At 67.7% G+C, this 25,103-nt stretch carries 25 protein-coding genes and 2 tRNA genes; 5 read left to right on the plus strand and 22 right to left on the minus strand.

What is annotated here, in order from left to right; all coding sequences use genetic code 11:
* Positions 1-140 precede the first annotated feature (140 nt).
* The 5 genes from ACZZZQ_RS03175 to ACZZZQ_RS03195 all read right to left on the minus strand — a co-directional run bounded on the left by ACZZZQ_RS03175 (position 141) and on the right by ACZZZQ_RS03195 (position 5,028).
* Positions 141-809, minus strand: coding sequence for an endonuclease/exonuclease/phosphatase family protein (locus ACZZZQ_RS03175; RefSeq protein WP_053098939.1), 669 nt, complete (start codon positions 807-809; stop codon positions 141-143).
* A gap of 19 nt (positions 810-828) precedes the next feature.
* Positions 829-2,106: a hypothetical protein gene (locus ACZZZQ_RS03180; protein WP_463506870.1), complete on the minus strand. Its 1,278-nt coding sequence runs from the start codon at positions 2,104-2,106 to the stop codon at positions 829-831.
* Between the two features lie 14 nt (positions 2,107-2,120).
* Positions 2,121-2,969 carry a tRNA pseudouridine(38-40) synthase TruA gene (gene truA, locus ACZZZQ_RS03185; protein WP_463506871.1) on the minus strand — a complete coding sequence of 283 codons (849 nt, stop codon included), beginning with the start codon at positions 2,967-2,969 and terminating at the stop codon, positions 2,121-2,123.
* A 55-nt stretch (positions 2,970-3,024) separates the two neighbouring features.
* The gene (locus tag ACZZZQ_RS03190; protein WP_053098936.1) at positions 3,025-4,563 is read right to left on the minus strand and encodes an APC family permease; all 1,539 of its coding nucleotides are present in this window, start codon (positions 4,561-4,563) and stop codon (positions 3,025-3,027) included.
* A gap of 90 nt (positions 4,564-4,653) precedes the next feature.
* Positions 4,654-5,028 (minus strand): winged helix-turn-helix transcriptional regulator, encoded by a 375-nt coding sequence (locus tag ACZZZQ_RS03195; protein ID WP_053098935.1) that lies wholly within the window; start codon positions 5,026-5,028, stop codon positions 4,654-4,656.
* Positions 5,029-5,122: 94 nt separating this feature from the next.
* On the opposite strand from ACZZZQ_RS03195, the gene ACZZZQ_RS03200 reads away from it, so the two are divergent.
* Positions 5,123-5,968: an SDR family oxidoreductase gene (locus ACZZZQ_RS03200; RefSeq protein ID WP_463506872.1), complete on the plus strand. Its 846-nt coding sequence runs from the start codon at positions 5,123-5,125 to the stop codon at positions 5,966-5,968.
* Positions 5,969-6,053: 85 nt separating this feature from the next.
* On the opposite strand, the gene ACZZZQ_RS03205 is transcribed toward ACZZZQ_RS03200, so the two are convergent.
* From ACZZZQ_RS03205 to ACZZZQ_RS03235, 7 genes are all read right to left on the minus strand, one after another.
* On the minus strand, positions 6,054-6,407 hold the full coding sequence (locus ACZZZQ_RS03205) for a hypothetical protein (protein ID WP_463506873.1): 354 nt from the start codon (positions 6,405-6,407) through the stop codon (positions 6,054-6,056).
* Positions 6,404-7,027: an Asp23/Gls24 family envelope stress response protein gene (locus ACZZZQ_RS03210; protein WP_463506874.1), complete on the minus strand. Its 624-nt coding sequence runs from the start codon at positions 7,025-7,027 to the stop codon at positions 6,404-6,406. Before ACZZZQ_RS03210 ends, ACZZZQ_RS03205 begins: the two co-directional genes overlap by 4 nt.
* Complete coding sequence (locus tag ACZZZQ_RS03215) at positions 7,024-7,590, minus strand: RNA polymerase sigma factor (RefSeq protein ID WP_056277222.1); 567 nt, start codon at positions 7,588-7,590, stop codon at positions 7,024-7,026. The genes ACZZZQ_RS03210 and ACZZZQ_RS03215 overlap by 4 nt, the downstream gene beginning before the upstream one ends.
* Before the next feature lie 123 nt (positions 7,591-7,713).
* Positions 7,714-8,181, minus strand: coding sequence for an Asp23/Gls24 family envelope stress response protein (locus ACZZZQ_RS03220; RefSeq protein WP_463506875.1), 468 nt, complete (start codon positions 8,179-8,181; stop codon positions 7,714-7,716).
* A 159-nt stretch (positions 8,182-8,340) separates the two neighbouring features.
* A complete protein-coding gene (locus ACZZZQ_RS03225) occupies positions 8,341-9,534 on the minus strand; it encodes a M20 metallopeptidase family protein (RefSeq protein WP_053098930.1) in 1,194 nt (397 codons plus the stop codon).
* Complete coding sequence (locus ACZZZQ_RS03230; protein ID WP_463506876.1) at positions 9,531-10,973, minus strand: MFS transporter; 1,443 nt, start codon at positions 10,971-10,973, stop codon at positions 9,531-9,533. Before ACZZZQ_RS03230 ends, ACZZZQ_RS03225 begins: the two co-directional genes overlap by 4 nt.
* The gene (locus ACZZZQ_RS03235) at positions 10,970-11,578 is read right to left on the minus strand and encodes a TetR/AcrR family transcriptional regulator (RefSeq protein ID WP_400340402.1); all 609 of its coding nucleotides are present in this window, start codon (positions 11,576-11,578) and stop codon (positions 10,970-10,972) included. The genes ACZZZQ_RS03230 and ACZZZQ_RS03235 overlap by 4 nt, the downstream gene beginning before the upstream one ends.
* A 107-nt stretch (positions 11,579-11,685) precedes the next feature.
* Between ACZZZQ_RS03235 and ACZZZQ_RS03240 the strand changes: the two genes are divergently transcribed.
* Both ACZZZQ_RS03240 and ACZZZQ_RS03245 read left to right on the plus strand, forming a co-directional pair.
* Positions 11,686-12,297 (plus strand): TetR/AcrR family transcriptional regulator, encoded by a 612-nt coding sequence (locus tag ACZZZQ_RS03240; protein ID WP_285364993.1) that lies wholly within the window; start codon positions 11,686-11,688, stop codon positions 12,295-12,297.
* Positions 12,298-13,977, plus strand: a complete 1,680-nt coding sequence (locus tag ACZZZQ_RS03245; RefSeq protein ID WP_187250040.1) for an MDR family MFS transporter — start codon at positions 12,298-12,300, stop codon at positions 13,975-13,977. It begins immediately after the preceding gene.
* Positions 13,978-14,037: 60 nt separating this feature from the next.
* Here the strand turns inward: ACZZZQ_RS03245 and ACZZZQ_RS03250 are convergent, their stop codons facing one another.
* The 10 genes from ACZZZQ_RS03250 to ACZZZQ_RS03295 all read right to left on the minus strand — a co-directional run bounded on the left by ACZZZQ_RS03250 (position 14,038) and on the right by ACZZZQ_RS03295 (position 23,026).
* Positions 14,038-14,220, minus strand: coding sequence for a hypothetical protein (locus ACZZZQ_RS03250; protein ID WP_053098926.1), 183 nt, complete (start codon positions 14,218-14,220; stop codon positions 14,038-14,040).
* Positions 14,221-14,418: 198 nt separating this feature from the next.
* Positions 14,419-14,492 (minus strand) — tRNA-Met (locus ACZZZQ_RS03255).
* A 34-nt stretch (positions 14,493-14,526) separates the two neighbouring features.
* A tRNA-Thr gene (locus ACZZZQ_RS03260) sits at positions 14,527-14,598 on the minus strand.
* A gap of 67 nt (positions 14,599-14,665) precedes the next feature.
* Positions 14,666-15,949, minus strand: coding sequence for a peptidoglycan DD-metalloendopeptidase family protein (locus tag ACZZZQ_RS03265; RefSeq protein ID WP_400340399.1), 1,284 nt, complete (start codon positions 15,947-15,949; stop codon positions 14,666-14,668).
* Between the two features lie 123 nt (positions 15,950-16,072).
* Positions 16,073-16,867 carry an inositol monophosphatase family protein gene (locus ACZZZQ_RS03270; RefSeq protein ID WP_072590834.1) on the minus strand — a complete coding sequence of 265 codons (795 nt, stop codon included), beginning with the start codon at positions 16,865-16,867 and terminating at the stop codon, positions 16,073-16,075.
* On the minus strand, positions 16,864-17,883 hold the full coding sequence (locus ACZZZQ_RS03275; RefSeq protein ID WP_157538099.1) for a hypothetical protein: 1,020 nt from the start codon (positions 17,881-17,883) through the stop codon (positions 16,864-16,866). The genes ACZZZQ_RS03270 and ACZZZQ_RS03275 overlap by 4 nt, the downstream gene beginning before the upstream one ends.
* Before the next feature lie 78 nt (positions 17,884-17,961).
* A complete protein-coding gene (locus ACZZZQ_RS03280) occupies positions 17,962-18,756 on the minus strand; it encodes an enoyl-CoA hydratase/isomerase family protein (RefSeq protein ID WP_463506877.1) in 795 nt (264 codons plus the stop codon).
* Between the two features lie 46 nt (positions 18,757-18,802).
* Complete coding sequence (locus ACZZZQ_RS03285) at positions 18,803-19,294, minus strand: FBP domain-containing protein (RefSeq protein WP_053098921.1); 492 nt, start codon at positions 19,292-19,294, stop codon at positions 18,803-18,805.
* A 261-nt stretch (positions 19,295-19,555) separates the two neighbouring features.
* Entirely contained in the window at positions 19,556-22,198 is a 2,643-nt protein-coding gene (locus ACZZZQ_RS03290) for a LuxR C-terminal-related transcriptional regulator (RefSeq protein ID WP_463506878.1), read from the minus strand.
* Between the two features lie 120 nt (positions 22,199-22,318).
* Positions 22,319-23,026: a FadR/GntR family transcriptional regulator gene (locus ACZZZQ_RS03295; RefSeq protein WP_400340394.1), complete on the minus strand. Its 708-nt coding sequence runs from the start codon at positions 23,024-23,026 to the stop codon at positions 22,319-22,321.
* 138 nt (positions 23,027-23,164) lie between these two features.
* On the opposite strand from ACZZZQ_RS03295, the gene ACZZZQ_RS03300 reads away from it, so the two are divergent.
* Positions 23,165-24,574 carry a GntP family permease gene (locus ACZZZQ_RS03300; protein WP_372984322.1) on the plus strand — a complete coding sequence of 470 codons (1,410 nt, stop codon included), beginning with the start codon at positions 23,165-23,167 and terminating at the stop codon, positions 24,572-24,574.
* A gap of 10 nt (positions 24,575-24,584) precedes the next feature.
* Positions 24,585-25,100, plus strand: coding sequence for a gluconokinase (locus tag ACZZZQ_RS03305; protein WP_372984381.1), 516 nt, complete (start codon positions 24,585-24,587; stop codon positions 25,098-25,100).
* Positions 25,101-25,103 lie beyond the last annotated feature (3 nt).

The raw sequence follows: 25,103 nt of genomic DNA on the forward strand, positions 1-25,103 counted from the left end.
GAATCCCACTCCGGGGTGGTTCTTCCCTACAGGGAGGAACACGCCAGTGGAGGGCTCACGTTCGTGGCACTCGGCAGTCGAGTACCAAAGTGACAGCTTACGTCATTCCGAGCGTTCTCCCAAACCGGGCCGGTCGGCGATCAGTCGAAGCGGGTGGTCACCAGGATCGGACGGTGGTCGCTCATCCCCTGCGGGAGCGTGGTGACCCGCTGGATCTCGAAGCCGACAGAGGTGGCGAAGTCGTAGTGGCCGCGGAACACGCGGTACCGGGTGTAGGTGTGATCGTCGCTCAGTGTCAGCGCGTATCCGTGTTCGCGGATCGTCTGACCGAGGTTCTCCTTGAACACGGGGTAGTTGTAGTCGCCGACCATCAGCTGCGGCAGTCCCTCGCCGAGCGTCGCCAGCTCGGTGAGCGCCGCCCGGATCTGATGCCGCCGCAGGGAGTTCAGGGCCGTGAGCGGCGCCGCATGGAACGACGCGGCGATGAACTCGCGCCCCGCGTCGATGTCCCGCAGCCGTGCGCCCAGGACCCGCTCGTGCGCGGGCTTGGCGATGCGGTCGTGCAGCGACTTCTTCAGCTCGATCGTGCGGATGCCCTGCAGGTGGAACTCGCTCGCGCGATAGAACATCGCGAGTCCCAGCCGGTTGCCCTGTGTCGCATCTGCGAGGGTGAGGTCTCCGATGGTCTCCGGCAGGTCCGCGACATCGCACTCCTGCAGGCACAGGATGTCAGGATCGTGCGTCGAGGCCAGCGCCGCGAGCTCTCCTGCGGCGCGGTGCTTCTGCAAGTTGTACGAGATGACCTTCATCGCACTTCACGGTAGTGCGTCAGTCTTGGATTCCGGTGGCAATCGCCCGCCCTCGCGTCGTCGCGTCGCCGCGGCGTCCGACGTCGCCGGGGAACAGTGCATCCCGCGCGAGCTGGCGCTCTCTGCGACGTCGGCGCGAATCCGCCCAGCCGATGACGAAGCCCGAGGCGATCAGCACGACGGCGGCGACGAGGGGCCACCGTGCGTCCATCGCCGTCCAGTCCGCCCAGATCGCGCCGGTGCCCACGATGAGAGCACCCGCCCCGACCACGGACAGACCGATCTGCAGCCGGGCCATCGACCGATTGCCCGCGAGCAGGGACTCGACCAGGCTCGTGTCGACGCGACGCGGCACGCCGTCAGAGACCCACCGCACCAGCGCGCGCTCGCGCGAGAACTGCAGGACGACTCCCCCGAGCCAGGCGACGATGCCGAGGGCGGCGCACATCGCGATCGCTGCGCCGCTGGTCAGGCTCAGCACATCGATGCCGTTCTCGATGGGCTCGTCCCAGTAGACCGGGTCGCAGGTGCGGCACTGCTGTCGCATGAACACCGACAGCATGAAGGCCGCGAGCGAGAGGAGCGTCGCCGTCAGCAGGATCTTCGCGATCCGGCCGACCGTCCGCGCGCCCGGCACCGCGAGCCAGCGGGGCACGACGGTGCGCATCGCCGCGTCCCTGCGGTCGGCGTCGCGCCTTTCCGCGAGCGGCACCAGGCGCTTCCACCGGCTCCACTGCGTGCTCATCCGCGGCCCAACGCGCTCGACGGCTCGTCGCCCGAGTCGTCGCACCGCCGCGGCGCCGGCGGCCAGCACGGCGATGACGAGGAGCGCGACCCAGCTCACCGCATCCTCACGGAGATCTTCCGTGAAGAGCACCCCCAGCGCCAAGAGGGCGCCGAGTCCGACCACGCACCAGAACATCACCGTGCCGGTCTTCTGCAGGAGTGCGGCCGGTGACGCCTGCAGCGTCTGGCGCAGGGAGTGCTGCGGCACGGCATCCGGGTTCTCGAGCGCAGCGGCTTCGACGGCGCGCAGTGCCGCGAAGCGTTCGGCGACCACGACGACGGGGACGAGGGCTGCCAGCAGCGCAGCCGCGAGCAGGAAGACGCCCATGCTCGCTCGGAACAGAGGGTCGAGGTCGATCTGCCAGTACAGGGACGACAGCGCCTCCTCCCCCACGATGCCGACCACGATGATGCCGACGAACGTGTAGAGCGTGCCGACGATCAGCCCGATGCAGGTGTCGACCAGCGCTCGCCAGAACGCCCAGCCCGGGGAGGTGACTTCGACGAACATCGCAGCCAGCCGACTCATGCGCTCGTGCCGTCACGACGGGCGCGCGTCTGCTCCGCCCTGGTCGACAGCAGATCGTCGGCGGGATAGCCGACCTCGGTGAGCGTGAGTCCCCGCGCCGCCAGGACCTTGAACTCGCTGGTGCGGGTGAGCGCGTCGCGCAGCACGACCAGATCGTCGATGTCGAGACGCCCTTCCCCCACGGCGACACACGCGCCGACGAGGGCCCGCACCATGCTGTGGCAGAACGCGTCGGCCTTCACCTCGGCGACCAGCACACCCTCGGCGTCCCTCGACCAGCGGTAGTCGAGGAGCGTCCGGATCGTCGTGGCCTCCTCACGAGGTTTGCAGTAGGCCGCGAAATCGTGGAGTCCGATGAGCGTCCGCGCCGCGGCATCCATCGCCTGGTCGTCGAGAACGCCGCGGTGCGCGGTCGTGTCGTGGCGTCGAAGAGGGTCGTACCCCGCCGTCGAGTCGGCGAGACGGTAGCGGTAACGCCGCCAGACCGCAGAGAATCGGGCGTCGAATCCATCGGGAGCGATGGACGAGCGCGTGACGGTCGCATCGGGGTAGGCGCCGAGCACTCCCCTCATCCGTCGCGCGATCGACGCCGCAGGGTCCTGCGGCGCACGACCCTGACGCGACTCGATGCGGGCCCACTGCTTCTCGTCGAGGTCGACGTGCGCGACCTGACCCAGGGCGTGGACCCCGGCATCCGTCCGTCCTGCGACGACGAACTGCACCTCGGAGCCGACGATGCGAGCAAGCGCGGCCTCGAGAGTCCCCTGCACTGTGCGCAGGGTGGGCTGCTTGGCCCACCCGCGGAAGTGGGTGCCGTCGTAGGCGATGTCGAGCCGGATGCGCACGGATAAAGCCTAGGGCGTACCCGCGCGCGATCCGGCTCGGACAGGATGCCGCAGCTCAGATGCCGCCGTCGATCGAGCGGATCAGGCCCGGCTCATCGGGCACCATCACCTGGGTGTCGCGGTTGAGGCTCTCGCCGCGGAAGAACCTTTTCGACCGCGGGAACAGGTACCAGACGAACATGAGCACGAGGCCGAACGCGAGCGCTCCGATGCCGATCACGAAGGTGCCGCCGATGCCGAAGAGCACCGTGTAGCCGTAGTCCACGTCCCACATGTCGATCGCCGACTGCACGAAGGCCCAGGTGAGCATGGCCGCGCCCAGCACCGGGAACAGCCCCTTGAAGAGGAAGTCGCGCGCCGAGCGGGTGAGGTCCTTGCGGAAGTACCAGGCGCAGGCGAACCCGGTGATGGCGTAGTAGAACGCGATCGCCAGACCGAGCGACAGGATCGAGTCCTGGAGGATGTCGTCGCTGATCAGGGTCATGCCGATGTAGTACGCGATGGCCACGACCCCCATGACGATGGTCGAGAAGGACGGAGTCTTGTAGGTCGGGTGCACGTCCTTGAACTTCGCCGGCAGAGCGCGGTACACGCCCATCGCGAGGGTGCCGCGGGCGGTGGGGAGGATCGTGGTCTGCGTCGACGAGATGGCCGAGAGCACGACGGCGACCACGAGCACCCAGCCGAACGGGCCGAGCAGGCCGTCCTTGATCGCCAGGAAGAAGTCGTCGGCGTTGGCCTCGTTGCCGAGCCCGGTGCCCTCCGACCCGAGACCGGCGTACATCATCGCGGCGATCGTGACGCCGACGTAGGTGACGAGGAGGATGACGGTCGTCAGCAGCGCCGCGCGGCCGGGGATCTTCTTGGGATCCTTGGTCTCCTCGTTGAGCGCGAGGCACGTGTCCCAGCCCCAGTAGATGAAGAGAGCGAGCAGGATCGACTCGGTGAATCCGGGCCAGCTGGTGAACGCGAACGGGTTCAGCCATTCCATCTCGAACGGCGTCGGGTTCGGGGCGGTACCCGCGAAGAACTGCCAGAGAGCGGCGACGACGAAGATCGCCAGGGCGAGGTACTGGATGCCCAGCAGAACGTTCTGGATGCGCTCACCGATCTCGACGCCGCGCCAGCTGACCCAGGTCATCGCGGCGATGAACAGCACAGCGACGAGGACGATCCGCCAGTCGTTGTTCTCGAGATCGAACCCGATCAGGGACCAGAAGTAGACCGATGCGATCTGGGCGAGGTTGGCGAGCACCACCATGCCGGCGACTGCGACACCCCAGCCACCCATCCAGCCGACCCAGGGACCGAACGCCTTCGTCCCCCACGTGAACGTGGTGCCGCAGTCGGGGACGGCGTTGTTCAGCTCACGGTAGGCGAAGGCGATCAGCAGCATCGGCACGAACGCGATGATGAACGCGATCGGTGCCTGAGCTCCGACGGCCAGCACCACATAGCCGAGCGTCGCGACGAGTGAGTAGACGGGGGCCGTCGAGGCCAGGCCGATGACGGTCGAGCCCCACAGACCGAGGGTGCCGGCGGCCAGGCCCTTGCCGTCGGGGCGTTCGAGATGGATCGGCGTCGTAGCTGACATGCTCAGAACATACGGGTACCGCGTATATCGCGTCAATCCTTTTCTTATACCGACGGATTCCGTGGGCGTCTGCGCTACTGAGCGACGGAATCAGTCGAGTGAGTCACGAACGATCATTCCGTCGGCGTGGTCGGCGACCCACTCGACGAGCGGCAGCATCCGCCCCATGAGATCCCGCCCGAGAGGAGTCAGGCTGTACTCGACGTGCGGAGGCACCGTCGGGAAGGACTCACGACGCACCAGCCCGTCGTCGGCGAGGGTTCGCAGGGTCGAGGCGAGCATCTTCTCGCTGATGCCGCCGACCTCGCGGCGCAGTTCGCCCCAGCGATGGGTGCCGTCGGAGAGGGACGAGAGCACGAGCACGCCCCACTTGCTCATCACGTGGTCGAGGATGACGCGGGTGCTGCATCCCGGCTCGAAGATCTGCGGAGTCGACTCGCGGATCTGTGCATAACTAACCGTCATGTAGGTACCTTACTTCAAAGTGGGTACCCGCAGTATGGAATGTTCCGACACGGTGGCCAGGTTATCGCCTCTGTCACCTACGAAAGGACACCCCATGACCATCCTCGTCACCGGTGCGACCGGCAACCTCGGACGCCTCGTCATCGCCAGCCTCCTCGAGCGCGGCGCCGACCCGCAGTCGATCATCGCCGGCGCCCGCGATGTCGCGAAGGCCGAGGATCTCGGCGTGCGGGTCGCGCGGCTCGACTACACCGACCCCTCCTCCGTCACCTCCACCCTCGAGGGCGTGGACAGCGTCCTGCTGATCTCGGGTTCCGAGGTCGGGCAGCGCGTCGCGCAGCACCAGGCGGTCATCGACGCCGCCCGGTCCGCCGGTGTCACGAAGTTCGTCTACACCAGCGCTCCGAAGGCCACCACGAGCGATCTCGTGCTCGCCCCCGAACACAAGGCCACCGAGGAGCTCATCACGGCGTCCGGTCTCCCGGCAGTCATCCTGCGCAACAACTGGTACACCGAGAACTACGCCGCTGACCTCGCCCGTGCAGCCGAGACCGGAGTGCTCGCCTCCGGAGCCGGCGACGGCCGCGTCGCGTCGGCCAGCCGCAAGGACTTCGCCGAGGCCGCAGCCGTCGTGCTGCTCGAAGACGGTCACATCGGGCAGGTGTATGAACTCGGCGGCGACGTCGCGTGGGACTACACCGAGCTCGCAGCCGCGATCGCGGAGGTCTCCGGCCGCGACGTGACCTATCAGCCGCTCACGGCCGACGAGCAGCTCGCCGGACTCCAGGCGGCCGGTCTCGACGAGGGCACGGCGGGCTTCGTCGTCGCTCTGGATGCCGGCATCGCGTCGGGCGCGCTCTCCGAGTCGGACGGCACGCTCGCGCGCCTCATCGGCCGTCCCACGACGCCTCTCGTCGAGGGCCTGCGCGCCATCGCCTGATCCGCCGTTCGACATCAGGCCGGCCGCCCCACCAGGAGGCGCCGATCCTCACCCAGGACCGGCGCCTCAGCGCGCTCACGCGGACTCAGTCCGACGATGCCTCCCGAGGATGGACATACGCGATCGTGAGCACGATCTCGACGGACCCCAGCCCGTCCTCCGCCAGGACCTTCTCCAAGGCCCCGCGGACGTCCTGCAGCAGCTCGACGGCACTCGCCGAGTACTCGATGCCGAGCGATGCCTCGACCACGACGCCCTCGTCGGCGACGCGAACCGCCACGAGCGGCTCGTCGACCCGGCTGATGCCGATCGCGACCGCACCTTCTCCGACGAGATTCGACACCAGTGAGCCCGACCGGTAGACGCTGCGCACACCCGGGGTGGCCAGCACGGCCGCCTCGAACCTCTCAGCGAGTCCCGTGGGATCGGTAACGCTCATGGTGTCTCCTCCGCCGCGCTGCTGATTCTCTGGATGTCCCGCACGGTGACGTCGATCGCGGTCACCGTGAGGGACGTCTGCCGCCGCAGACGCTCGGCGACCTCTTCGCGGAGCCGGTCCACCGCCTGCGGGATCGACTCGCCGTAGACGGCGTTGACCTCGATCGCGATGCGGATCGGCTCGCCCCTGGCGGTGACGTCGCCGTCGAGTGTCGATCGCCCGACCAGAATGCCGGGCACAGCGTTCTCCGCCGAGCGGATGAGGCCCCGGACGGCACCCTCGGTGATTCCGAAGTCGACCGCGGGGTCGGTCTCTGCGAACGGGATCCGACGCCCGGCGCGGGCGTCCAGGGCGATGCCCGAGAGGATGCGATCGACCCAGCTGTCATCGACCTCGGGCATGGCGGCGGCATCGGCGTCGATCAGCTGACCGCCGAGGCCGTGCAGCCGCTCGAGTGCGTCGAGAGCGAGCTGGCATCCCGGCGAGCCCTCGATCGACGGGTCGAGGGGAACCCTCCCTGCTTCGAGATAGTCGCTCAGCTCTTCGAGCGTGTGCCCGTCGAGATCGCCCGGTTCGAGACCGAGCTGACGGACGTCGGGGGTCGCCTGATCATCGCTCATCGCCAGGCCTCCATTCGCACGATCATGAATTTGCGGGCTCTGGCGAGAAGGCCACGCGCCGTCGACACCGATATGTCGAGCTCGGCGGCGATCTCGTCGTACGAGTACCCGCCCATCTCCCTGAGCACCCAGCACTCCCGCTGGGCGGCCGGCAGCTCCTGCAACGCCGCCCCCAGCGCCTCGATCCCCGCGCGGGCCTCGACGACGCGCGCCGGAGCACCCTGCGGCGGCGCGGCCTGCTCAACGTCGTCGACGTCGATCATCGGTCGCAGTGCGCGGATGCGATCCACCGCCTTGCGGCTCACGATGCGCATCAGCCAGCTCTTGACCTTCGCGGGGTCGTCCAGTTCGGAGAACCGCTGCCACGCGGTCACGAACGTCTCCTGGACGATGTCGTCGACATCGGCCGAGGCGTTCAGCATCCGCTGCGTGTACGCGCGCATCATCGGCGTGTACCTGCGCACCAGCACCGCGAATGCGGCGACGTCCCCATCCATCGCCCGACCGGCGACGATCCGGTCGTCGGCCTGCTCGAGTGCAGAGCGAAAGCGTTCCCCAGCCATGCGTCGACTCCCTTTTCCATTCCCCCGAATAGATTCGGAGCGGACCCGTGATCGGATCGGATCATCGACCCGATCACGAGGTCACGAGATGCTGATCCGATCACTCGTTCGCATCTCGATGGATCACAGGACACGCGTCTCCACGGCGTCGTCGGCGGCGGCGCCGTCGTCGTCCGACGCGTCATCGGAGGGGATGTGGACGTCGTTGATGGTGACGTTGACCTCGACCGCCTGCTTGCCGACGAACTCGCTCATCGCGACGGAGATCGCCGCGCGGACATCGTCCGCGACCTTCTGCAACGACGCCGGGTACTCGGCGACGATCGTCACGTCGACCGCGACCTGCGTCTCGCCCACTTCGACGCTGACACCCTGGGTCAGGTCGGTGGAGTTGAGAGCATCACGGATGGCTCCGACGGCGCGAGCGGCTCCGCCACCGAGCGCGTACACGCCGGGAACCTCTCGAGCCGCGATGCCGGCGATCTTCGCGACCACGCCGTTCTCGATGATCGTCGCGCCCGTCGAGGCGACGGTCGAACCTGCCGGGGGGACCTGGACCTTGGGCTGCTGTGCGTTCGAGACGTTCGCCATCATGTGCTCCTTCGTCAGTGTGTTCCGATCCCCTGCGGGGAGGGCCGCAGTGCAGCGACACCACTAAGACGGATGCTACGAACGATTCGTCACAAATTGGTCGTCATTCATGACGGAGGCCGCTCCCCGACGGGGAGCGGCCTCCGCTGAGAGGGGACGTCAGCGAGCCGTGCGGGCGAATGCGACGGATGCCAGCGCTGCAGCCTGGTCGCCGAGCACCGCGTCGTCGAACAGCACCCTCGGCGAGTGGTTCCACTCGATCGTGCTCGGGTCCGCGTCGGGCGGCGAGGTCATCAGCGCGATGAACGTGCCGGGCACCTCGTCGAGGACGAAGGCGAAGTCCTCTGATCCCATCATCGGCGTCGGCATGATGACGACGCGCTGCTCGCCGAAGACACCCTGCAGCACGTCGACGGTCTCGGCCGTCTCTGCGGGGTCGTTCACGGTCACCGGATACATCGTGTCGAAGCGCACGTCGGCGGTGAGGCCGTGCGCGGCCGCCACCCCCTCGATCACCCGAGGCAGCCCCTCCTGGAGGGTCGCGAGCGACGCGGGCGACATGTTGCGGACGGTCGCAGCGAGCTCGACCTGCTCGGGGATGACGTTGACCGCTCCCTCACCCGTCGAGAGCCGGGTGACCGACAGCACCACGGGATCGAAGGCATCGAACCGCCGCGTCACGAAGCTCTGGAGCGCCAGCACGATCTCGGCCGCGGCGGGCACCGGATCGAGCGTCTGATGAGGCTGCGAACCGTGCCCTCCCCTGCCGTCGACCGTGACGAAGAGCTGGTTGGATCCGGCGGCCACCGCTCCGCTCCTCGTCGCGAAGAGGCCGCGCGGACCCGGTGCGACATGGATCGCGTACGCGGCGACCGGACGTTCACCGGCCGCGTCGAGCAGCCCCTCCTCGATCATGACCTTCGCGCCCCCGTGCCCCTCCTCCCCCGGCTGGAACATGAAGATCACCGAGCCGTGCAGCTCGTCGCGTCTCTCCGAGAGAAGCCTCGCCGCGCCCACGAGGCCCGCGGTGTGCAGGTCGTGCCCGCACGCGTGCATGGTGCCGTTGGTGGAGGCGAACTCCAGACCGGTCGTCTCCTCGATCGGCAGGGCGTCCATGTCACCGCGCAGCAGCACCGCGGGCCCCGGCCGCCCTCCGCGCAGAACCGCCACGACCGAGGTGGTGCGCGTGCCGGTGGTGATCTCGAGGGGCAGTCCTTCGAGCGCGTCGAGAACCTTCTGCTGCGTGCGCGGCAGGTCGAGTCCGAGCTCGGGGTCGGCGTGCAGAGCTCGTCGCAGGGCGACCAGGTCGGGCAGGATCGCGACGGCATCGGCCGCGAAATCGGGGGCGCTCAAGAGTGGGCCTTTCGTGCGGAGGAGTCGGTGAGGCGCGGCATCCGCATGAATGCGAGCGCGAGGGCGGAGATGATGAACGCGCCGGCGCAGACGCTCCAGATGGTGATGTAACCGCCGATCGACGAGCTGAGGGATCCGGATGCGGTGAAGCCCGCGAGCAGCACGGCGAACACCGCGCCGGCAGCCGACCCTCCGAGGGTGCGCAGCGAGTTGTAGACCCCGGCCGCGATCCCGGTCGAATCGCTCGGGGCCAGTTCGGCGACGAGCGCGGGGAGAGCTCCGAGGAGGAAGCCCATACCGATCCCGTTGATCGCCGAGATCATGAAGATCTGCCACAGCTCCTCGTGGAACACGATCTGGATGAGCGATCCGGATGCGGCCAGGACCGCACCGGTGACCAGGACCGCGCGGATGCCGATTCTGCGAGCGATCGGCGCGAAGGTGGCGGCGCCGACCGTCGCGAGGATCGTCACGACCGCCGTCACGGCCGACGCTGTGCCGGCCGTCGCCGCGAAGCCGTAGCCCGAGACGTCAGGGTCAGCGGTGAGGAACGTCGTCGACGGCGCCTGCGCGCCGAACATGACCATGCCGAACAGGAATGCGGTCAGGTAGACAGGTCCGAGCCGGGGCGAGACGATCAGCCGCACGTCGATGGCCGGAGATGCCACGCGCAGCTCCCACAGCACCCACAACGCGAAGATCACGACCGCCGCGACCAGGGTGACGATGGTCGACATCGATCCGAAGCCCTCGCTGGACGCGAGACGCAGACCGAAGAGCAGCACGACCATCGCGAGACCGATGCCGATGAATCCGAGGACGTCGATCTTCGCACCGGTGCGCGACGTGGATTCGGGGACTTTGAAGAACACCGCGTAGACGCTGACCGCGACGAACACCACGGGCACGAGCAGGGTGAGGGTCAGCGAGGGCAGCACGGACGAGAACACGCCCGCCGAGATCGTGCCGAGAATCGCGCCACCCGTCAGGCAGGACACGAGCAGACCGATCGAGGTCCGCGCGGTTTCGCCCTTGATGCGGTTGTGCACGAGAGCGATCTCGAGCGGGAGCCAGACGGCGAGCGGCCCGACGAGGATCCGGGCGGCGAGCACCAGCGGATAGCTCGGCAGGAACGCGGTGACGAGGGTGCCGATCAGCACCGCGACCACGGCGATCCGCAGCATCCGGCGATGCCCGAAGATGTCTCCGAGCTTCGAGAGCAGCGGCACGCAGACTGCGGCCGCCAGAGTCTGGACCGTGAGGAACCAGGTGATGTCGGCGTCCGACACCTGGAGGTGTCCTGCGATCTCGCCGAGCAGAGGGGCGTAGAACCCCTGGACGAATCCGCTCGCGAGTTCGCAGAAGACGAGGAAGCCGACGACGGCGCGGGCGCTCACCTTCGGCAGGGATGCGGTCAGGGGTGGAGTGTCAGTGGTCAAGGGGAAGCCTGTTCATCAGCGTCTGCAATGCGACGCGGCGGGGTGCTGACGAGAGCGTCGATGATGTCGACGTAGTGGCGCTCATCGATGTGGATGCGCTTGACGGACTGCCGGTACAGGGTGAGCCCGGCGATCGTGTCGAGAAGGATGTCGTGGTGGACGTCCTCCGGGAGTTCGCCGCGGGAGATGGCGCGATCGATGATCTCGACACCCTGCCGACGGCGGTGCTGGAAGAAGGAGTCCCACAGGGTGGGAAAGACATCCGGCTCGAACATCGCGCGGAGTCCGTGACTCTGCTCCGGGGACAGCTCCTGGTTGCGCTGGTTCTGCAGCACGTGTTCGAGCAGATCAGCGCGGACGCTGCCCCGGTCGGGCATCGCCCCGATCTCGACCTGCGATCGGAGCACCGCGGCGACGAGCGCGCCCTTGTCCGCGTATCGGCGGTAGATCGCGGTCTTGCCGCAGCCCACGGCCTTGGCCACCTGCTCGACGCTCAGCGCCTGGTAGCCGCGCCCCCCGAGCATCTCGCCGGCCGTCGTGAGGATCCGTCGCGTGAGGTCCTCGTCAGTGGGGCGGCCGGGCTTCTCGGTCGAGTCGGATGTCATGGCCCAACGATACGATACGGAGTGTTTCGTAAATATTACGGATTCGACACGATCGGAGCACGGAGCTCACAGTGCACTCTTAGGTTCAGAGTGCAATATTGCACTTCATGAGCGAGAGTGCAGATTCATTGCGAGAGCAGCGCAAGAGGGAGACGTCCCGCGCACTCACCGACGAGGCTCGCCGACTGACGACCGAGCACGGTTTCGCCGGCTTCACCGTCGAGGAGCTCTGCTCTGCGGTCGGCGTCTCCCGGCGTACGTTCTTCAACTACTTCGAGAGCAAGGAGAACGCCGTCTTCGGGTTCGCCGCGATCGACTCGCGACAGGAAGCGCTCGAGGCCGCCTTCGTCGCGCAGGACGGCGAGCTGCTCGACGACTTCATCGGGTTGACGATCGCGCGATTCGAGCTCTTCAATCCCCTCGACGACGCACCGGCCCTGTTCGCGGTGATCGAGCAGGAGCCTCGACTGCTCAAGGCCGCATTCGAGCAGCTGGCGAAGAACGAGAGGCGCGACGGCGAGCTCGTCGTTCAGCGAAGCGGTGGAGGCGACGATGCCGCGCTGCGCGCCGAGGTCATGGTCCACACTGTCGGCGCCCTGGTGCGCCTGTGCATGGACCAGCTGCTGCACCACCACTCGACCGACTCCTTCAGCGACCTCGTCAGCCGACGCCTCGAGATCGCTCGCACCGTGTTCGCACCATCACAGAAAGCCCACTGAATGTCCGCCACCGCCACCAAGGATGCGCCCTTCCTGCTCACGAAGCGCCGCATCTGGATCATCTTCAGCGCCCTGATAGCGGGCATGCTGCTCTCGAGCCTCGACCAGACGATCGTTTCGACCGCCATGCCGACCATCGTCGGACAGCTCGGCGGCGTCGACCACCAGGTCTGGATCACCACGGCCTATCTGCTCGCGACCACCATCGTCATGCCCATCTACGGCAAGTTCGGTGACGTCCTGGGCAGACGCAACCTCTTCCTCGTCGCGATCGCGCTGTTCACGCTCGCGTCCGTCGGATGCGCCTTCGCCACCGACTTCTGGATGTTCGTGATCTTCCGCGCACTGCAGGGCCTCGGCGGCGGCGGTCTGATGATCCTGTCGCAGGCGATCATCGCCGACATCGTCCCCGCGAACGAGCGCGGCAAGTACATGGGTCCCCTGGGCGCCGTCTTCGGTCTGTCGGCCGTCGCCGGCCCCCTGCTCGGCGGGTTCTTCGTCGACCACCTCACCTGGCAGTGGGCGTTCTACATCAACATCCCGGTCGGAATCGCCGCCTTCATCATCGCCCTCGTCGCGTTGAAGCTGCCCAGCAAGAAGGCCCAGAAGCCGATCGACATCTTCGGCGTCATCTTCCTCTCGATAGCGACGACCTGTCTGATCTTCTTCACCGACTTCGGCGGCGACAAGGAGTTCGGCTGGGATTCGCTCGCCACATGGGCCTGGGGAGCCGGGCTCATCGTGGCCGCGACCGCATTCGTCATCACCGAGGCCAAGGTGCAGGACCCGATCATCCCGCTGAGCCTCTTCCGCAATCCGATCTTCGTCAACGCGACCGCGATCGGTCTCGTGCTCGGCATCGGGATGTTCGCGGCGATCGGGTTCGTCCCGACGTTCCTGCAGATGTCGTCGGGCACGTCGGCCGCCGCATCCGGTCTGCTGATGATCCCGATGATGGTGGGACTGATCGGAACGTCGATCTTCTCAGGCATCGCGATCTCGAAGACGGGGAAGTACAAGATCTACCCGATCGTCGGAACGATCCTGACGGGCATCGCGATGATCTCGATGACCACCCTCTCGGCCGAGACGCCGATCTGGCTGATCTGCGCCTTCCTCTTCGTGTTCGGCGCCGGTCTGGGCCTGATCATGCAGGTCGTCGTGCTGGTCGTGCAGAACGCCGTCCCCGCCGGCGAGATCGGCACAGCGACGAGCACGAACAACTACTTCCGCGAAGTGGGTGCATCACTCGGAACCGCCGTCTTCGGCACGATCTTCACCACCCGCCTGACCGAGAACCTGCTCGGCGTCTTCGCCGACGCCGGAGCATCACCGGATGCCGCCTCGCAGGCGGCGTCGACGATCGACCCCGCGACGCTGAACTCGCTGCCGGACGAGGTCAGGGACGGCATCGTCACGGCCTACGCGGATGCCCTCGCACCGGTCTTCTGGTACCTGGTGCCCTTCATCGCTCTCGCTCTGGTGCTCTCGCTGTTCCTCAAGCAGATCCCGCTGTCGGATCAGGCGGGGCTCGTCGCTCGGGGCGAGGCCATCAGCGGCGAGGAGGCGGAGCGTCTCGAGGCGGAGCAGCGCGGCGGCTCCGGTCGAAGTGACGCCGCCCCCGGCGACGAGGACCGCATCGCAGCCGGTCGGCGCGACATCCCGCCCGCCGGTCGCTGACTTTTCACGAGCGACGGGCCCGCTCCTCAGATGAGGAGCGGGCCCGTCTTTCGTGCGTGGTCAGGGGAGGTCGCCGACCTCGAGCTCGTCCGGGTGATCCGCATTGTCGCCGTCGGCCTTCTGGCTCTCACCCGGGGTGGCGGGGTCGACCTCGGGGTCCGGGTCGTTCGTCACGAAGTCGGCGTCCACGCCGGTCGCGTCGATCTCGGCGCCTTCGTCCGGTGCTGCCTGGGGGTCTGACATGAGTCGCTCCTATCGTCCGGGTATTTGACGACCAGTGTGACCGCCGCAGGCCTCGCCACGGCATCCCCTTGACATCGCGCACGCCGAACCTCACCCGATCGGGTGGGCACCGTGCGAACATCGTGCCCGCAGTGCGTCTCGGTCGATCCTGAGCCCGGGTACGCAAAAACCCCCGGGAATCCCGGGGGTTTTCATCTGTAGCAGGAGCGGGGCTTGAACCCGCGACCTCACGATTATGAGTCGTGCGCTCTGACCAGCTGAGCTACCCTGCCACACCGCATCCGCATCGCAGATACGAACGCTGTGAGCCCCGAGTCAGGATTGAACTGACGACCCCTTCCTTACCATGGAAGTGCTCTGCCACTGAGCTATCGGGGCGTGCTGCCCCTCGCGGGGCAACCACACGAGAATACCATCACTGTGGCGTCCTCATGAAATCGAGGTGTCAGTACGAGGTACGACCCGCGTTCTCGCGCAACCACGGCAACGGATCGATCGTGCCGCCGTTGATGATGATCTCGAAGTGCAGGTGCGCTCCGTAGGAACGACCGGTGTTTCCGGTGTGGCCGACGACGTCGCCGACCTTCACGGTCTGCCCGGGCTTGACCTGCAGCGAGCCGTACTGCATGTGCGAGTAGTGGCTCGTGACGATCTGTCCGTCGATCACGTGGTCGATGTACACGGTGACGCCGTAGGCGCCGCCCTGCTCGGTGGCGATGCGCACCACGCCGTCGGCGATCGCCTGGATGGGCGCTCCCTCACCGGGGACGAAGTCGATTCCCTCGTGCAGACGACCCCAGCGCATGCCGTATCCCGAGCTCATACCCACGCCGACCTTGAACGGCCACTGGATGGCAGCCTCGGCGTCGTTGGTGAAGACCTCGTTCGAGTAGTTGATGCCCTCTTCCGATGCCACCTGGATGAGAGACACGCTCGAGAAGCTGTCGGAGCGCGCGAGCGGCTCGTTCTGCACGTCGGAAGACGTGACGAACGCCTGGATCTCGTCGTCGGATGCAGCCTTCGACGCCGTACCCGATGCAGCGACGAGGGACGTCGCCGCGAGCGATGGCGTTCCCTGCACTGCGGCGACGGCTTCGGCAGGAAGGGTCATGCCGACGGCGAGGAGACCGGCGAGGCTCATCACGCCGACGGTCGCGCCGACGGCGAGGAACTTGCGTGCAGACGGGCGACGGCGCACGACATGCTCGACCGGAGTCTCGTCAGCCTCGGCGGCCTCCGTCGGGTCCTCGGCGGGCTCGGCCGCGGCCTCGGGTGCCACGCGACGGAATGCACGGGCAGCCGTCTCGAAGGCATCCTCGTCGCTCGAACGGTGGCTTGCGTCGTCCGCGCGCTCCGAGTCGGGCTGATCGTGCTCGGCTGCTGCGGGCATCGCAATCGGCTCGGCGACGATCGGCTCGATGACGATCGGCTCGGCGACGTCCGCGGGAGCCTCAGCCGTCTCGCTCACGACGACGTCGGCGGAGTCGGATGCTGCTGACGCCGCCGCGACCGCGGTCGCGGCGATGAAGACCTCTGCGGTGTTCAGTCGCTGGCGGGCGGCACGACGAGACAGGGGAGCCTCGGAGGGGACGGCCGTGGCTTCGGAGACGGGCGCGGCTTCGGAGACGGCTTCCGTCACTCCTGCCGCGGAGGCCTCGAAGGCCGCAGTGCGGGGACGGCTGGAGCGGCGCGTGGGCGCAGAGGCAGCCTGGGGATTCTCGAAGGGCAAATCAGATTCTCTCGGGTTCAAACGTCAAGCTCGGGGGCGCTTACGACCTTCACCGATTCGGGCCGATGAAAGTAACGATCGGATAAACCCTAGCCTGATCCACCTGTGAATGCCATGAATCGTTCACGTTTCATCTCGAAGAATATCGAGGACGCGCTGATGGACCTCAGTGCCACCCGCGATGAGCATGGGTCTCGCGGAGGCACGGTCGATCAGCGAGACATCGCCCCCCGCCTCGGTGACCAGCAGCGCGCCTGCCGCGTGATCCCACGGCTTCAGGCCGCGCTCGAAGTAGCCGTCCAGCCGCCCGGAGGCCACGAAAGCGAGGTCGAGGGCGGCAGAGCCTGCGCGGCGGAGATCTCTCGCGATCGGCATGATCCTGCGCACGGTCGCGAGGTCGCCGTCATGCGTCGCGGGGTCGTAGCCGAATCCGGTGGCGAGCAGCGCTCCCGCCGGCGTCTCGGTCGTGACCGACAGCCGCACGTCTCCCAGGAAGGCGCCATGACCTCGAGCGGCGGTGAACATCTCGGCGGTTGCGGGCGCGTAGACGGCAGCGGCGAGCGCCTCCCACTCCCCCGCGACTGCGCTGCCCCTCACTGCCGCGATGCTCACGGCATAGGAGGGGATTCCGTATGCGTAGTTCACCGTGCCGTCGATCGGATCGACGACCCAGGTGATGCCGGTCACGCCGGGTTCAGCCTCCGACTCTTCGCCCAGGAAGCCGTCGCCGGGTCGAGCGACCCTCAGCCGGTCGCGGACGAGCGCTTCGACTTCGCGATCGGCCTCGGTGACGATGTCCGCCAGCGTCGACTTCGTGGCGGCGAGGTGCACGCCCTCGTCGCGACGGTGCCGCGCCAGGTCGCCTGCCTCGCGTGCGATCCGGCGGGCGAGGTCAGCCAGTTCGAGTTCGATGCTCACTGGGGAGGCAGCGGCGGAGCCGGCGGGTAGGCGTCGTGAGCAGTGGGAGCCGGCGGATAGGCGTCGTGAGCCGCGGGCGCGGGCGGAGCCGGAGGCGTCGCCGGGCCCTGCGAGTACGGCTCAGGCGCGGTCGGGAACGGCGCGACGGGGAACCCCTGCGGCGCGGGAGCGACAGGGAGCGCCTGCTGCGGCTGCGGCGACGGGTGGCCGGTGTAGTAGGCATTCCAGTCCGGCGAGCCGTCGGGCAGCACCGGCAGGGGCGTCACACCGTCTGCGTAGGTCGGCCATGCCGGAGCGGCTGCGACACTCTGCGCCGCGGCGGCGGCACGAGCGCCGGCCGGCTTGCGAGGAGCGAACAGGGCGTTGAGCAGCGGGATCAACGTGGTTCCGACCGCGGCCAGGATCGTGAGTGCGACGACGATTCGCCAGTACAGCTCGCCGTAGTCGAAGGTGTGCGGGAAGGTGAGGAAGAAGATCAGCATGGCCACGAGGCCGCCGAGGAACACGATCGTCGCGATGTAGATGATGCGGGTGAACGTCGTCACGTGACGCTGCGCGGCCGGAGTGAACAGCCTCACATGCAGCAGGGCGAGCTGGAGGATTCCCACCACGAGCAGCAGCTGGAAGAAGCGCTCTGCACCGGTGAAGAACGCGTCGTCCTCGGGCAGCCAGATCTTGACCGCTCCGACCAGCAGAGCCACGATCCAGCTGACCATGCTCGACAGCGCGAGCCAGTCGGGACGGTTGGGGGCGAGTCCCGCCTCGAGGATCGCGATCCCTGCGAACGCGGCGAGCAGGAGGATCGTGAGGAATGCCCGCCCGATCAGCCCGTCCTGATCACCGATCAGAACCCAGACGACGCAGACGAGCGCCGCGGCGATGAGTGCGCCGATGGCGATCCAGATCGCCCCTCTGATGAGAAGGGACATGTTCTTCTTCTCGACCAGCGCGGGGGGCTGCTGGGTGATCTCCGGCTGCGACATCGCGTTCCTCTCGTTGAGCGGCGTTGCGTTCATCCTTGCATGCGCCGGCGCGGAGGCAGGAGCCTCGACATGATCCGTGGATACATCGGGGCGAACCGGCTCCCGCGGGAATCAGCCCTTGCGTGCGGATGCCGCGGCGAACGCGGCGATCCGGGCCTGAGCGTCCGGGGTCGCCAGGGAGGCGCCGATCGAGCGCGCCTCCTCGCTCAGCTGCTCGGCGAACGTCCGCTCGGGCTGAGAGCGGACGAGGCGCTTCGCGTGACCGTACGCTTCAGCCGCACCGGCGAGCCAGAAGCGGGCGATCTCTTCCGCACGTGCTCTCACCCGGTCGGCTTCGTCCGCAGAGTCGGCCCCGTCGACGGCCTCTGCGACGAGGCCCCATTCCACGGCTTCCGCGGCCGTCAGGAGGCGGTCCTGCAGCACCAGCTGCAGCGCGCGGCGCTGTCCGACCGCTCGAGCGAGCTGAGCCGAGACCGACAGGTCGGGTGTCAGCCCGATGTTCGCATAGAGGCTGCCCAGCCGAGAGCGTGAGCCGACCACGGCGTAGTCGCTGCTGAGCAGGATGCCGAGCCCGCCGCCGGCGGTCGTCCCGTGGGCTGCGGCGACGACCGGCACCGCAGACTCGGTCAGCGACCGGATGCCTGCGTTGATGACTTCGGCCAGGGCCGTGATCTCGTCACCCGATCCCATCGTCGTCGCCATCTCGATGACATCACCGCCGGCGCAGAACGCGGGGCCCGCCGCATCGATCAGGATCGCCTTCACATCCGTGCGCGACGTCGCCTCGGCCGTCGCGTCGCGCCACGCGTGCGCCAGATCGGAGTTGAAGGCATTGAGCCGTGCCGGACGGTTCAGTGTGAGCCGGGCCAGCCCCTCATCGACGGTGAACAGGATGGCATCGTTCATGGCTTCTCCTTCGAGCGCAGGACGTATGCGACCAGGCTAACCGTGATCAGGCCTGCTGCCTCACGCGGCCCACGAAGGCCTCCATTCGCCGCCTCGTGCCGTCAAGACGGACATCCACCTGTCCGGGGGCGAGGATCTCGTTCGGGGCGAGCGGGTGGGCGAGTCTCACGTTCTCGTGACAGGAGAGATCGGCGCACATGTAGGTGCCGACGGAGTCGCCCCGCTCACCGGCCTCGCCTGCGAGCCGTGCTGAGAAGAGCGCCACCTGGTTTCCCGGCTGCATGGTGTGGCAGATGTTGCACATGCCCGAACGACCTCGGCCGGGGTCCGAGACTCGCAGCACGAACCCCGAGACCTCACCGTCGTGCTGAGTGAGCACGTAGCCGCGCCGACCCGCACTCGGGTCTCGCCACGCGAAGAAATCCAGGTAGTCCCAGTCGATCAGGACGAAGTCGTGGGGCATCTCCATGACCCGCAGCTCGTCGGCATCCGCATTGACGAACGAGGCACGGACGTCTGCTTCGGTGAGCGCTCGCATCGCTCCAGTCTATGAACACCGGTGCGCATGGGGTCGCGACCAGGCGTCCGAGATCGCGGCGAGGCGCGGCCAGGGTGAGTTCCAGGGCGAAATACCGCGTGTTGGATGCGCTCCCTCACGACCCCGACGCGCCCGCACCTATCGTGAACACAGGTCGACGAGAGCACGAACCCCCAGGTTCACCCCTCCCACGCTCCCGACTCTGAGGCGCACCGCGCGTCACCCGAACTCGGGGTGCGCCTCGATCGACCGGTCAGTCGCTCATTCCTCGAGCAGCCCCAGCTCTGCGGCGCGCAGAAGAGCCTGCTCCCTGTTCGACGCACCGAGCTTGCGATATGCGCTGCGACGTTGGACCTTCACCGTGTTCGGTGAGACGAAGAGTGCCGCGGCGAGCGCGTCGGTGGACGACGTCGTCCGCAGCTCTCGCATCACCGCGAGTTCTCTCGACGTGAGCCTGACCGGGGGCGGCAGCGCCGGGAACGGGCATCCGTCCGAGGCGCGCGCGAGATAGGAGTCGAGGAATTCCTGCTCGGTCGGCGCGCACAGTTCGCGCACCTCGCTCAGCACGTCACCGGCGAAGAGCGCGAGCGGAGCCTGAGAGCGCTGCTCTCGCATCACGGCGACGGCGCGAGACATCGCGCGGGCAGATGCCTCACGCCTGCCCAACCGTGCTGCCGCGGCTGAGGACGTGATGGCTGCGAGGCAGAGCCGGTCGAGGTCCGGGTCGCGTTCGGCCTGGGCGACCTCGGCCGCGGCGTAGGAACGCGCGTCGTCACCGGTGAGGAGCGCGACGAACGCCTCGACGGCGAGCCGAGCCGGATCATCGCCGGGGAGCCCGGCCGCAGTCCGTCGGGCCGCCGTCTGGTCGCCGAGCGCCAGCGACGCCATCGCCTGCGCGACAGTCAGCCGGGACGATCCGTAGTCGGAGACCGCCGAGTTCACGCCCCGTCCGAGCGAATGGGCGATGGCCAGCGATGCCTCGGCCGCGCGCCCCTCGCGCACCTCGATCTCGCTCTGAACGCAGACGAGGTAGGGCCAGAGCTCCGTCGTTCCCAGGTGGTGTGCGATCGAATCCGTACGGCGTCTGGCCTCGTCGAGATCGAGCGCCGCGATGGCGATGACGGCGTGGGCGATCTGCTCCAGTATCCCGAACTGCTCCGATCGCCAGGCGGGCGGCGGATCGGCGCCGTCGATCTCGTCGAGGACCCGCCGCGCATCGGACAGCCGTCCCCGCAGGGTGTATACGCCGGCGAGAGTCGCAGCGCAGTGATACCAGCCGCCGTCGTCATCGGGCATCCGCAGACCGACACCGTCTTCGAGGATCATGACGGTATGCGCGACCTGAATCGTCATTCCGAGCTCCAGGACCTCGATGGCATCCGAGATCCGACCCAGCTGAAGGAAGCTGAGCCCGCAGTTGCTGAGCAGCAGCGCCGCGAATCCGGTGCACTCCGCACGCTGCTCGGCATCCATCGTGTGGAAGACCTGAACAACCAGATCGGCGGACATCCCGGATCGCCGGAACTGCCCGGCGAACCGCTCGGCCAGCGCCTTCGCGCTGAGCATCCAGAACCGCTCGACGGGGTCATCGTCGATGCCCCGGCGGCCGAGTGACAGCGCGGCGCCCTGGAAATAGGCGAACGCGCGCAGCCGTTGACCGAGACGCAGCAGGACCAAAGCCAGCAGCATGCCGAGCAGCGGATGACGCGCGAGCACGAGAGGATTCTCGCGACGCAGCAGCGTCTCGACTTCGCGCGGACTCGACCGGGAGAGGATGAACCAGGACTTGCGCCCGAGGCGCACCGCGAGGACGTAGTCCCTCGCTCTCATCGCATTGGTCAGCGCCTCGAGATGGCGGCCGTGCTCGGAAGCCCACAGCGCGACTGTTCGGCGGATCGGTGCCACGGCGTCGAGTGGCCGCTGATCGAGTCGGCGCGCGAGCGCTGCGCGCAGCAGCGGGGTGTAGACGAACCCGAGACCGTCATCCGCCGGTTCCCACATGCCCAGTCCGTAGAGCTCGGCCCGATCGAGGTGCTCGTCCCCGCCATCCGGCCAGCCGAGACGCCGGACGATCTCGCGCGTCACTCTCCCCGGCACCGAAGTCCGAAGCAGGAACTCCTGGAAGTCGGCCGGAGCATCCGGACCGATCAGGCTGGCCATCAGAGCATCAGCGAGCCCTTGCACCTCGACGGCGGCGATCTCGACCGGGTCCCGATGGGTCGCGAGAGCAAGGCCCAACGCCCGGGCTGCGAGGGGCAGTGCGCTCTCCTCACTGAGCGGATGCGGCGGGAGCGCCTGACCGGATACGCGTTCCACCACCGTTCGAGCCTCGTCACACGTGAAGAAGAGATGCGCGGGTCCGACGACGCACACGTCCGCGGACGCGAGCATCTGCAGCGTCCGCGTCACCGTCGAGCGGCGCGTCGCCACGACGATCCGCAGGAGCGGTGCGGCGTCGAGAAGATCGAGAGCCCGCTCCAGAAACGACCGCTCATCGGCCCGCTCCGCATTGTCGATCAGTAGGACGCACGGGCGACTCAGGTCGCCGAGCAGACGCGCGAGCTCGCCGCCCGGATCCCGGACGCTGTCGAACCCACGCAGCGCCGAGCGAGCGGTGCTCCGATCAGCGATCAAGTCCTGGACGATGACCTTGGTCAGGATCTCGCGAAGCATGAGGTGCTCGTTCGTGACGCTCTCGTCGAACCCGAGTCGCACCGCAGCAGCCGCTCGCTCTTCCTGCACCGTCGCCCACTGGCTCAGCAGAACCGACTTCCCACCTCCGGCGGGGCCGCTGATGACCGTCAGGGCATGCCCTCGATCGAAGATCTCCGTCAGCCGCGGACGATCGAGCATGTGCAGGGGAAGACGCGCGCCGCGCGCACGTCCGCCTGTCCCCTGCTCCATCGCCGGCCTCCCCCGAGAACGCGAAACTCTCCGCGATCCGATCGTAGGTCTGCGAACGATTCCGGAATACTGCGAAAGCCGACGTATACCGAGATATCGGCTGAGTATGCCGCTCTTCGGCTATTCGGCAGCGCGCTGCATCGCCTCGTCGGCCTCCATGACGATGCTCCGCATCGCTGACGCGGCGGCATCGGCATCTCCGCCCGCAACCGCAAACGCGACATCCCGATGCCACTGCACAGCGCTCTGATTGGCCACGTGCGGCATGAGGTCATGCGCTGTGCGCCCCCTGAGCACCGCCTCGACCATGCCGCCCAGAGCGGCGAGCATCCGATTGCCGGACGAATCCAGCAGAAGACGGTGAAGCCTGATGTCCGCGCTGAGATAGCGCTCTCGGTCGGCCTCGTGGTCCTCCTCGCTCATCGCGACGACGAGTGAGACGAGCTCGACCTTCTGTTCCGACGTCGCGTTCACCGCAGCGAGTCGTGCAGCGAGCGGTTCGATCACGGAACGGAGCTGGCTGAGCTCCCGAAGCTGCTCATCGCGACCGGGGCCCGCGAGTCGCCACGCGATCACCTCGGGCGCGTAGACGTTCCAATCGGCGCGCGGCCGCACCTCGACACCCGATTTCCGCCGCACCCAGACAAGACCGAAGGACTCGAGGACCCGCACCGCCTCACGGGCGGCGGAGCGGGACACTCCCCGCTCCTGAGCGAGCTCCACCGTCAGCATCCGCGACCCCGGGGGGTGCTCGCCGTCGACGATCGCGCGACCGAGCTCGGCGACGAGCGAGTCGTGGACAGGGCTTGCAGGGCCGGCGACGGTCATATGTCGAGTATGCCCGCCACAGGGTCGTTGACGTGGGACGTCTCAGGCGATTGTTTCGGTTATGTTGCGCATGACGTGGTATGCGTGCTTATTATGTACGGCATAAGGTCGTAAACCACGCCCGGATCAAGGAAGCTCATGGCACTCTTCACCCCCGCCGCCGACGCGCTCATGACGGCAGTCGCCGACACGGCAGCCCCTGACCGCCCCGCCGGTCAGCTGATCACCGCCGCAGTGCTCGGGATCGCGATCATCATCGTCCTCATCACGTGGGTGAAGCTGCATCCCTTCCTGTCGCTCACCATCGGCGCGCTCGCCACCGGCGCGATCGCCGGCATGGACATCGCGGCATCGGTCACCAGCTTCTCGACCGGATTCGGCACCACGATGGGCGGGGTGGGAATCCTGATCGCCCTCGGTGCCATCTACGGAAAGCTCCTCGCCGACTCGGGTGGTGCCGACCGCATCGTCGATACGCTCGTCAGCCGTGCCAGCGCACGGTCGCTGCCGTGGGTCATGGGACTCATCGGTGCGGTCATCGGTCTCCCGATGTTCTTCGAGGTCGGCCTCGTGCTCCTCGTGCCGGTCATCATCCTCGTCGCACGGCGCTCCGGGGCGCCACTCATGCGCATCGCGATCCCGACGCTCGCCGGCCTCTCGGCCATGCACGGCCTCGTGCCGCCGCACCCGGGCCCGCTCGCCGCGATCGACGCGCTCGGAGCCAACCTCGGCCTCACCCTCGCCTTCGGTGTGATCGTCGCGATCCCCGCCGTGATCATCTCTGGGCCGCTGTTCGCCCGCTTCGCAGAGCGCTGGGTCGACGTCCCGGTCCCCGAGCTGTTCGTGACGGACGAGGACGAGGGCATCGAGCAGCGTCGCCGCCCGTCGTTCGGCGCGACGCTCTTCAGCATCCTGCTCCCCGTGTTCCTCATGCTCGCCAAGGCTGTCGCCGACATCTCGGCCGCAGGCTCCGACGCCCCGTGGAAGGTCGCGCTCGACTTCCTCGGCACGCCGGTCATCGCCCTGCTCATCGCCGTGCTCGCCGGATTCTTCATCCTCGGCCGCGGCGCCGGATTCGACCGCACGAAGATCAACGACATCGTCGGCTCGTCGCTCGGCCCCATCGCCGGCATCCTGCTGATCGTCGGCGCGGGTGGCGGATTCAAGCAGGTGCTGGTCGACACCGGCATCGGCAACGTGATCGCCCAGTTCGTCTCCGGGTCGTCCGTCTCCGTGCTGATCCTCGCGTGGCTGGTCGCCGTCGTCATCCGCATCGCCACGGGATCCGCGACCGTCGCGACGATCACCGCCGCCGGCATCCTGCAGCCGCTCACCGAGACCCTCGACTCCCCCATGGTCGCGCTGCTGGTGCTGGCGATCGGCTCGGGCTCGGTGTTCCTGTCGCACGTCAATGATGCGGGTTTCTGGCTCATCAAGGAGTACTTCGGCCTCAGCATCCCGCAGACTCTGAAGTCATGGACAGTACTCGAATGCCTCATCTCCGTCACCGGTCTCGCCGGCGTCCTCGTCCTGAGCATGTTCGTCTGAGCGCGCCATGATGTCCGTCAACGCACCCGTCCTCGTCTTCATGGGCGTCGCCAGCACCGGAAAGTCGACCGTGGCAGCGATGCTCGCCGGCCGTCTCGGCTGGGCGTTCGAAGAGGGCGACGACCTGCATCCCGAGGCGAACGTCGCCAAGATGGCTGCCGGCCACGCTCTGAACGACGAGGACCGCTGGCCCTGGCTCGACCGCATCGCCGAGTGGATCGATGAGCGCATCGACGCCGGCGAGCCCGGCATCGTGACCTGCTCCGCCCTGCGACGCAGCTACCGCGACGTGCTTCGCCGGGATGCGGTCACGTTCGTGCACTTCGCCGGCGAGCGCGAGCTGATCCTCGAGCGGATGCTGCGCCGCCAGGGGCACTTCATGCCCGCCACACTGCTCGACTCGCAGTTCGCGACGCTCGAACCCCTGGAGGCGGACGAGCGGGCCATCGAGATCGACATCGCTCTGACGCCGGCTGAGCAGGCCGCTCAGATCGCGTCACGGCTGCGGTTGCACCCGGACTACTGAGAC

It is taken from the genome of Microbacterium sp. AC132 (genome assembly GCF_979258525.1).

Bases quoted from the DNA above. Each gene is read 5' to 3' on its own strand.
- ACZZZQ_RS03290 (WP_463506878.1), bottom strand. From the start codon at position 22,198: ATGGAGCAGGGGACAGGCGGACGTGCGCGCGGCGCGCGTCTTCCCCTG.
- ACZZZQ_RS03195 (WP_053098935.1), bottom strand. From the start codon at position 5,028: ATGACGGTTAGTTATGCACAGATCCGCGAGTCGACTCCGCAGATCTTC.
- ACZZZQ_RS03180 (WP_463506870.1), bottom strand. From the start codon at position 2,106: ATGTTCGTCGAAGTCACCTCCCCGGGCTGGGCGTTCTGGCGAGCGCTG.
- ACZZZQ_RS03210 (WP_463506874.1), bottom strand. From the start codon at position 7,027: ATGAGCGATGATCAGGCGACCCCCGACGTCCGTCAGCTCGGTCTCGAA.
- ACZZZQ_RS03240 (WP_285364993.1), top strand. From the start codon at position 11,686: ATGAGCGAGAGTGCAGATTCATTGCGAGAGCAGCGCAAGAGGGAGACG.
- ACZZZQ_RS03245 (WP_187250040.1), top strand. From the start codon at position 12,298: ATGTCCGCCACCGCCACCAAGGATGCGCCCTTCCTGCTCACGAAGCGC.
- ACZZZQ_RS03220 (WP_463506875.1), bottom strand. From the start codon at position 8,181: ATGGCGAACGTCTCGAACGCACAGCAGCCCAAGGTCCAGGTCCCCCCG.
- ACZZZQ_RS03295 (WP_400340394.1), bottom strand. From the start codon at position 23,026: ATGACCGTCGCCGGCCCTGCAAGCCCTGTCCACGACTCGCTCGTCGCC.
- ACZZZQ_RS03200 (WP_463506872.1), top strand. From the start codon at position 5,123: ATGACCATCCTCGTCACCGGTGCGACCGGCAACCTCGGACGCCTCGTC.
- ACZZZQ_RS03250 (WP_053098926.1), bottom strand. From the start codon at position 14,220: ATGTCAGACCCCCAGGCAGCACCGGACGAAGGCGCCGAGATCGACGCG.
- ACZZZQ_RS03300 (WP_372984322.1), top strand. From the start codon at position 23,165: ATGGCACTCTTCACCCCCGCCGCCGACGCGCTCATGACGGCAGTCGCC.
- ACZZZQ_RS03235 (WP_400340402.1), bottom strand. From the start codon at position 11,578: ATGACATCCGACTCGACCGAGAAGCCCGGCCGCCCCACTGACGAGGAC.
- ACZZZQ_RS03205 (WP_463506873.1), bottom strand. From the start codon at position 6,407: ATGAGCGTTACCGATCCCACGGGACTCGCTGAGAGGTTCGAGGCGGCC.
- ACZZZQ_RS03280 (WP_463506877.1), bottom strand. From the start codon at position 18,756: ATGAACGATGCCATCCTGTTCACCGTCGATGAGGGGCTGGCCCGGCTC.
- ACZZZQ_RS03175 (WP_053098939.1), bottom strand. From the start codon at position 809: ATGAAGGTCATCTCGTACAACTTGCAGAAGCACCGCGCCGCAGGAGAG.
- ACZZZQ_RS03275 (WP_157538099.1), bottom strand. From the start codon at position 17,883: ATGAACGCAACGCCGCTCAACGAGAGGAACGCGATGTCGCAGCCGGAG.
- ACZZZQ_RS03305 (WP_372984381.1), top strand. From the start codon at position 24,585: ATGTCCGTCAACGCACCCGTCCTCGTCTTCATGGGCGTCGCCAGCACC.
- ACZZZQ_RS03190 (WP_053098936.1), bottom strand. From the start codon at position 4,563: ATGTCAGCTACGACGCCGATCCATCTCGAACGCCCCGACGGCAAGGGC.
- ACZZZQ_RS03215 (WP_056277222.1), bottom strand. From the start codon at position 7,590: ATGGCTGGGGAACGCTTTCGCTCTGCACTCGAGCAGGCCGACGACCGG.
- ACZZZQ_RS03285 (WP_053098921.1), bottom strand. From the start codon at position 19,294: ATGCGAGCGCTCACCGAAGCAGACGTCCGTGCCTCGTTCGTCAATGCG.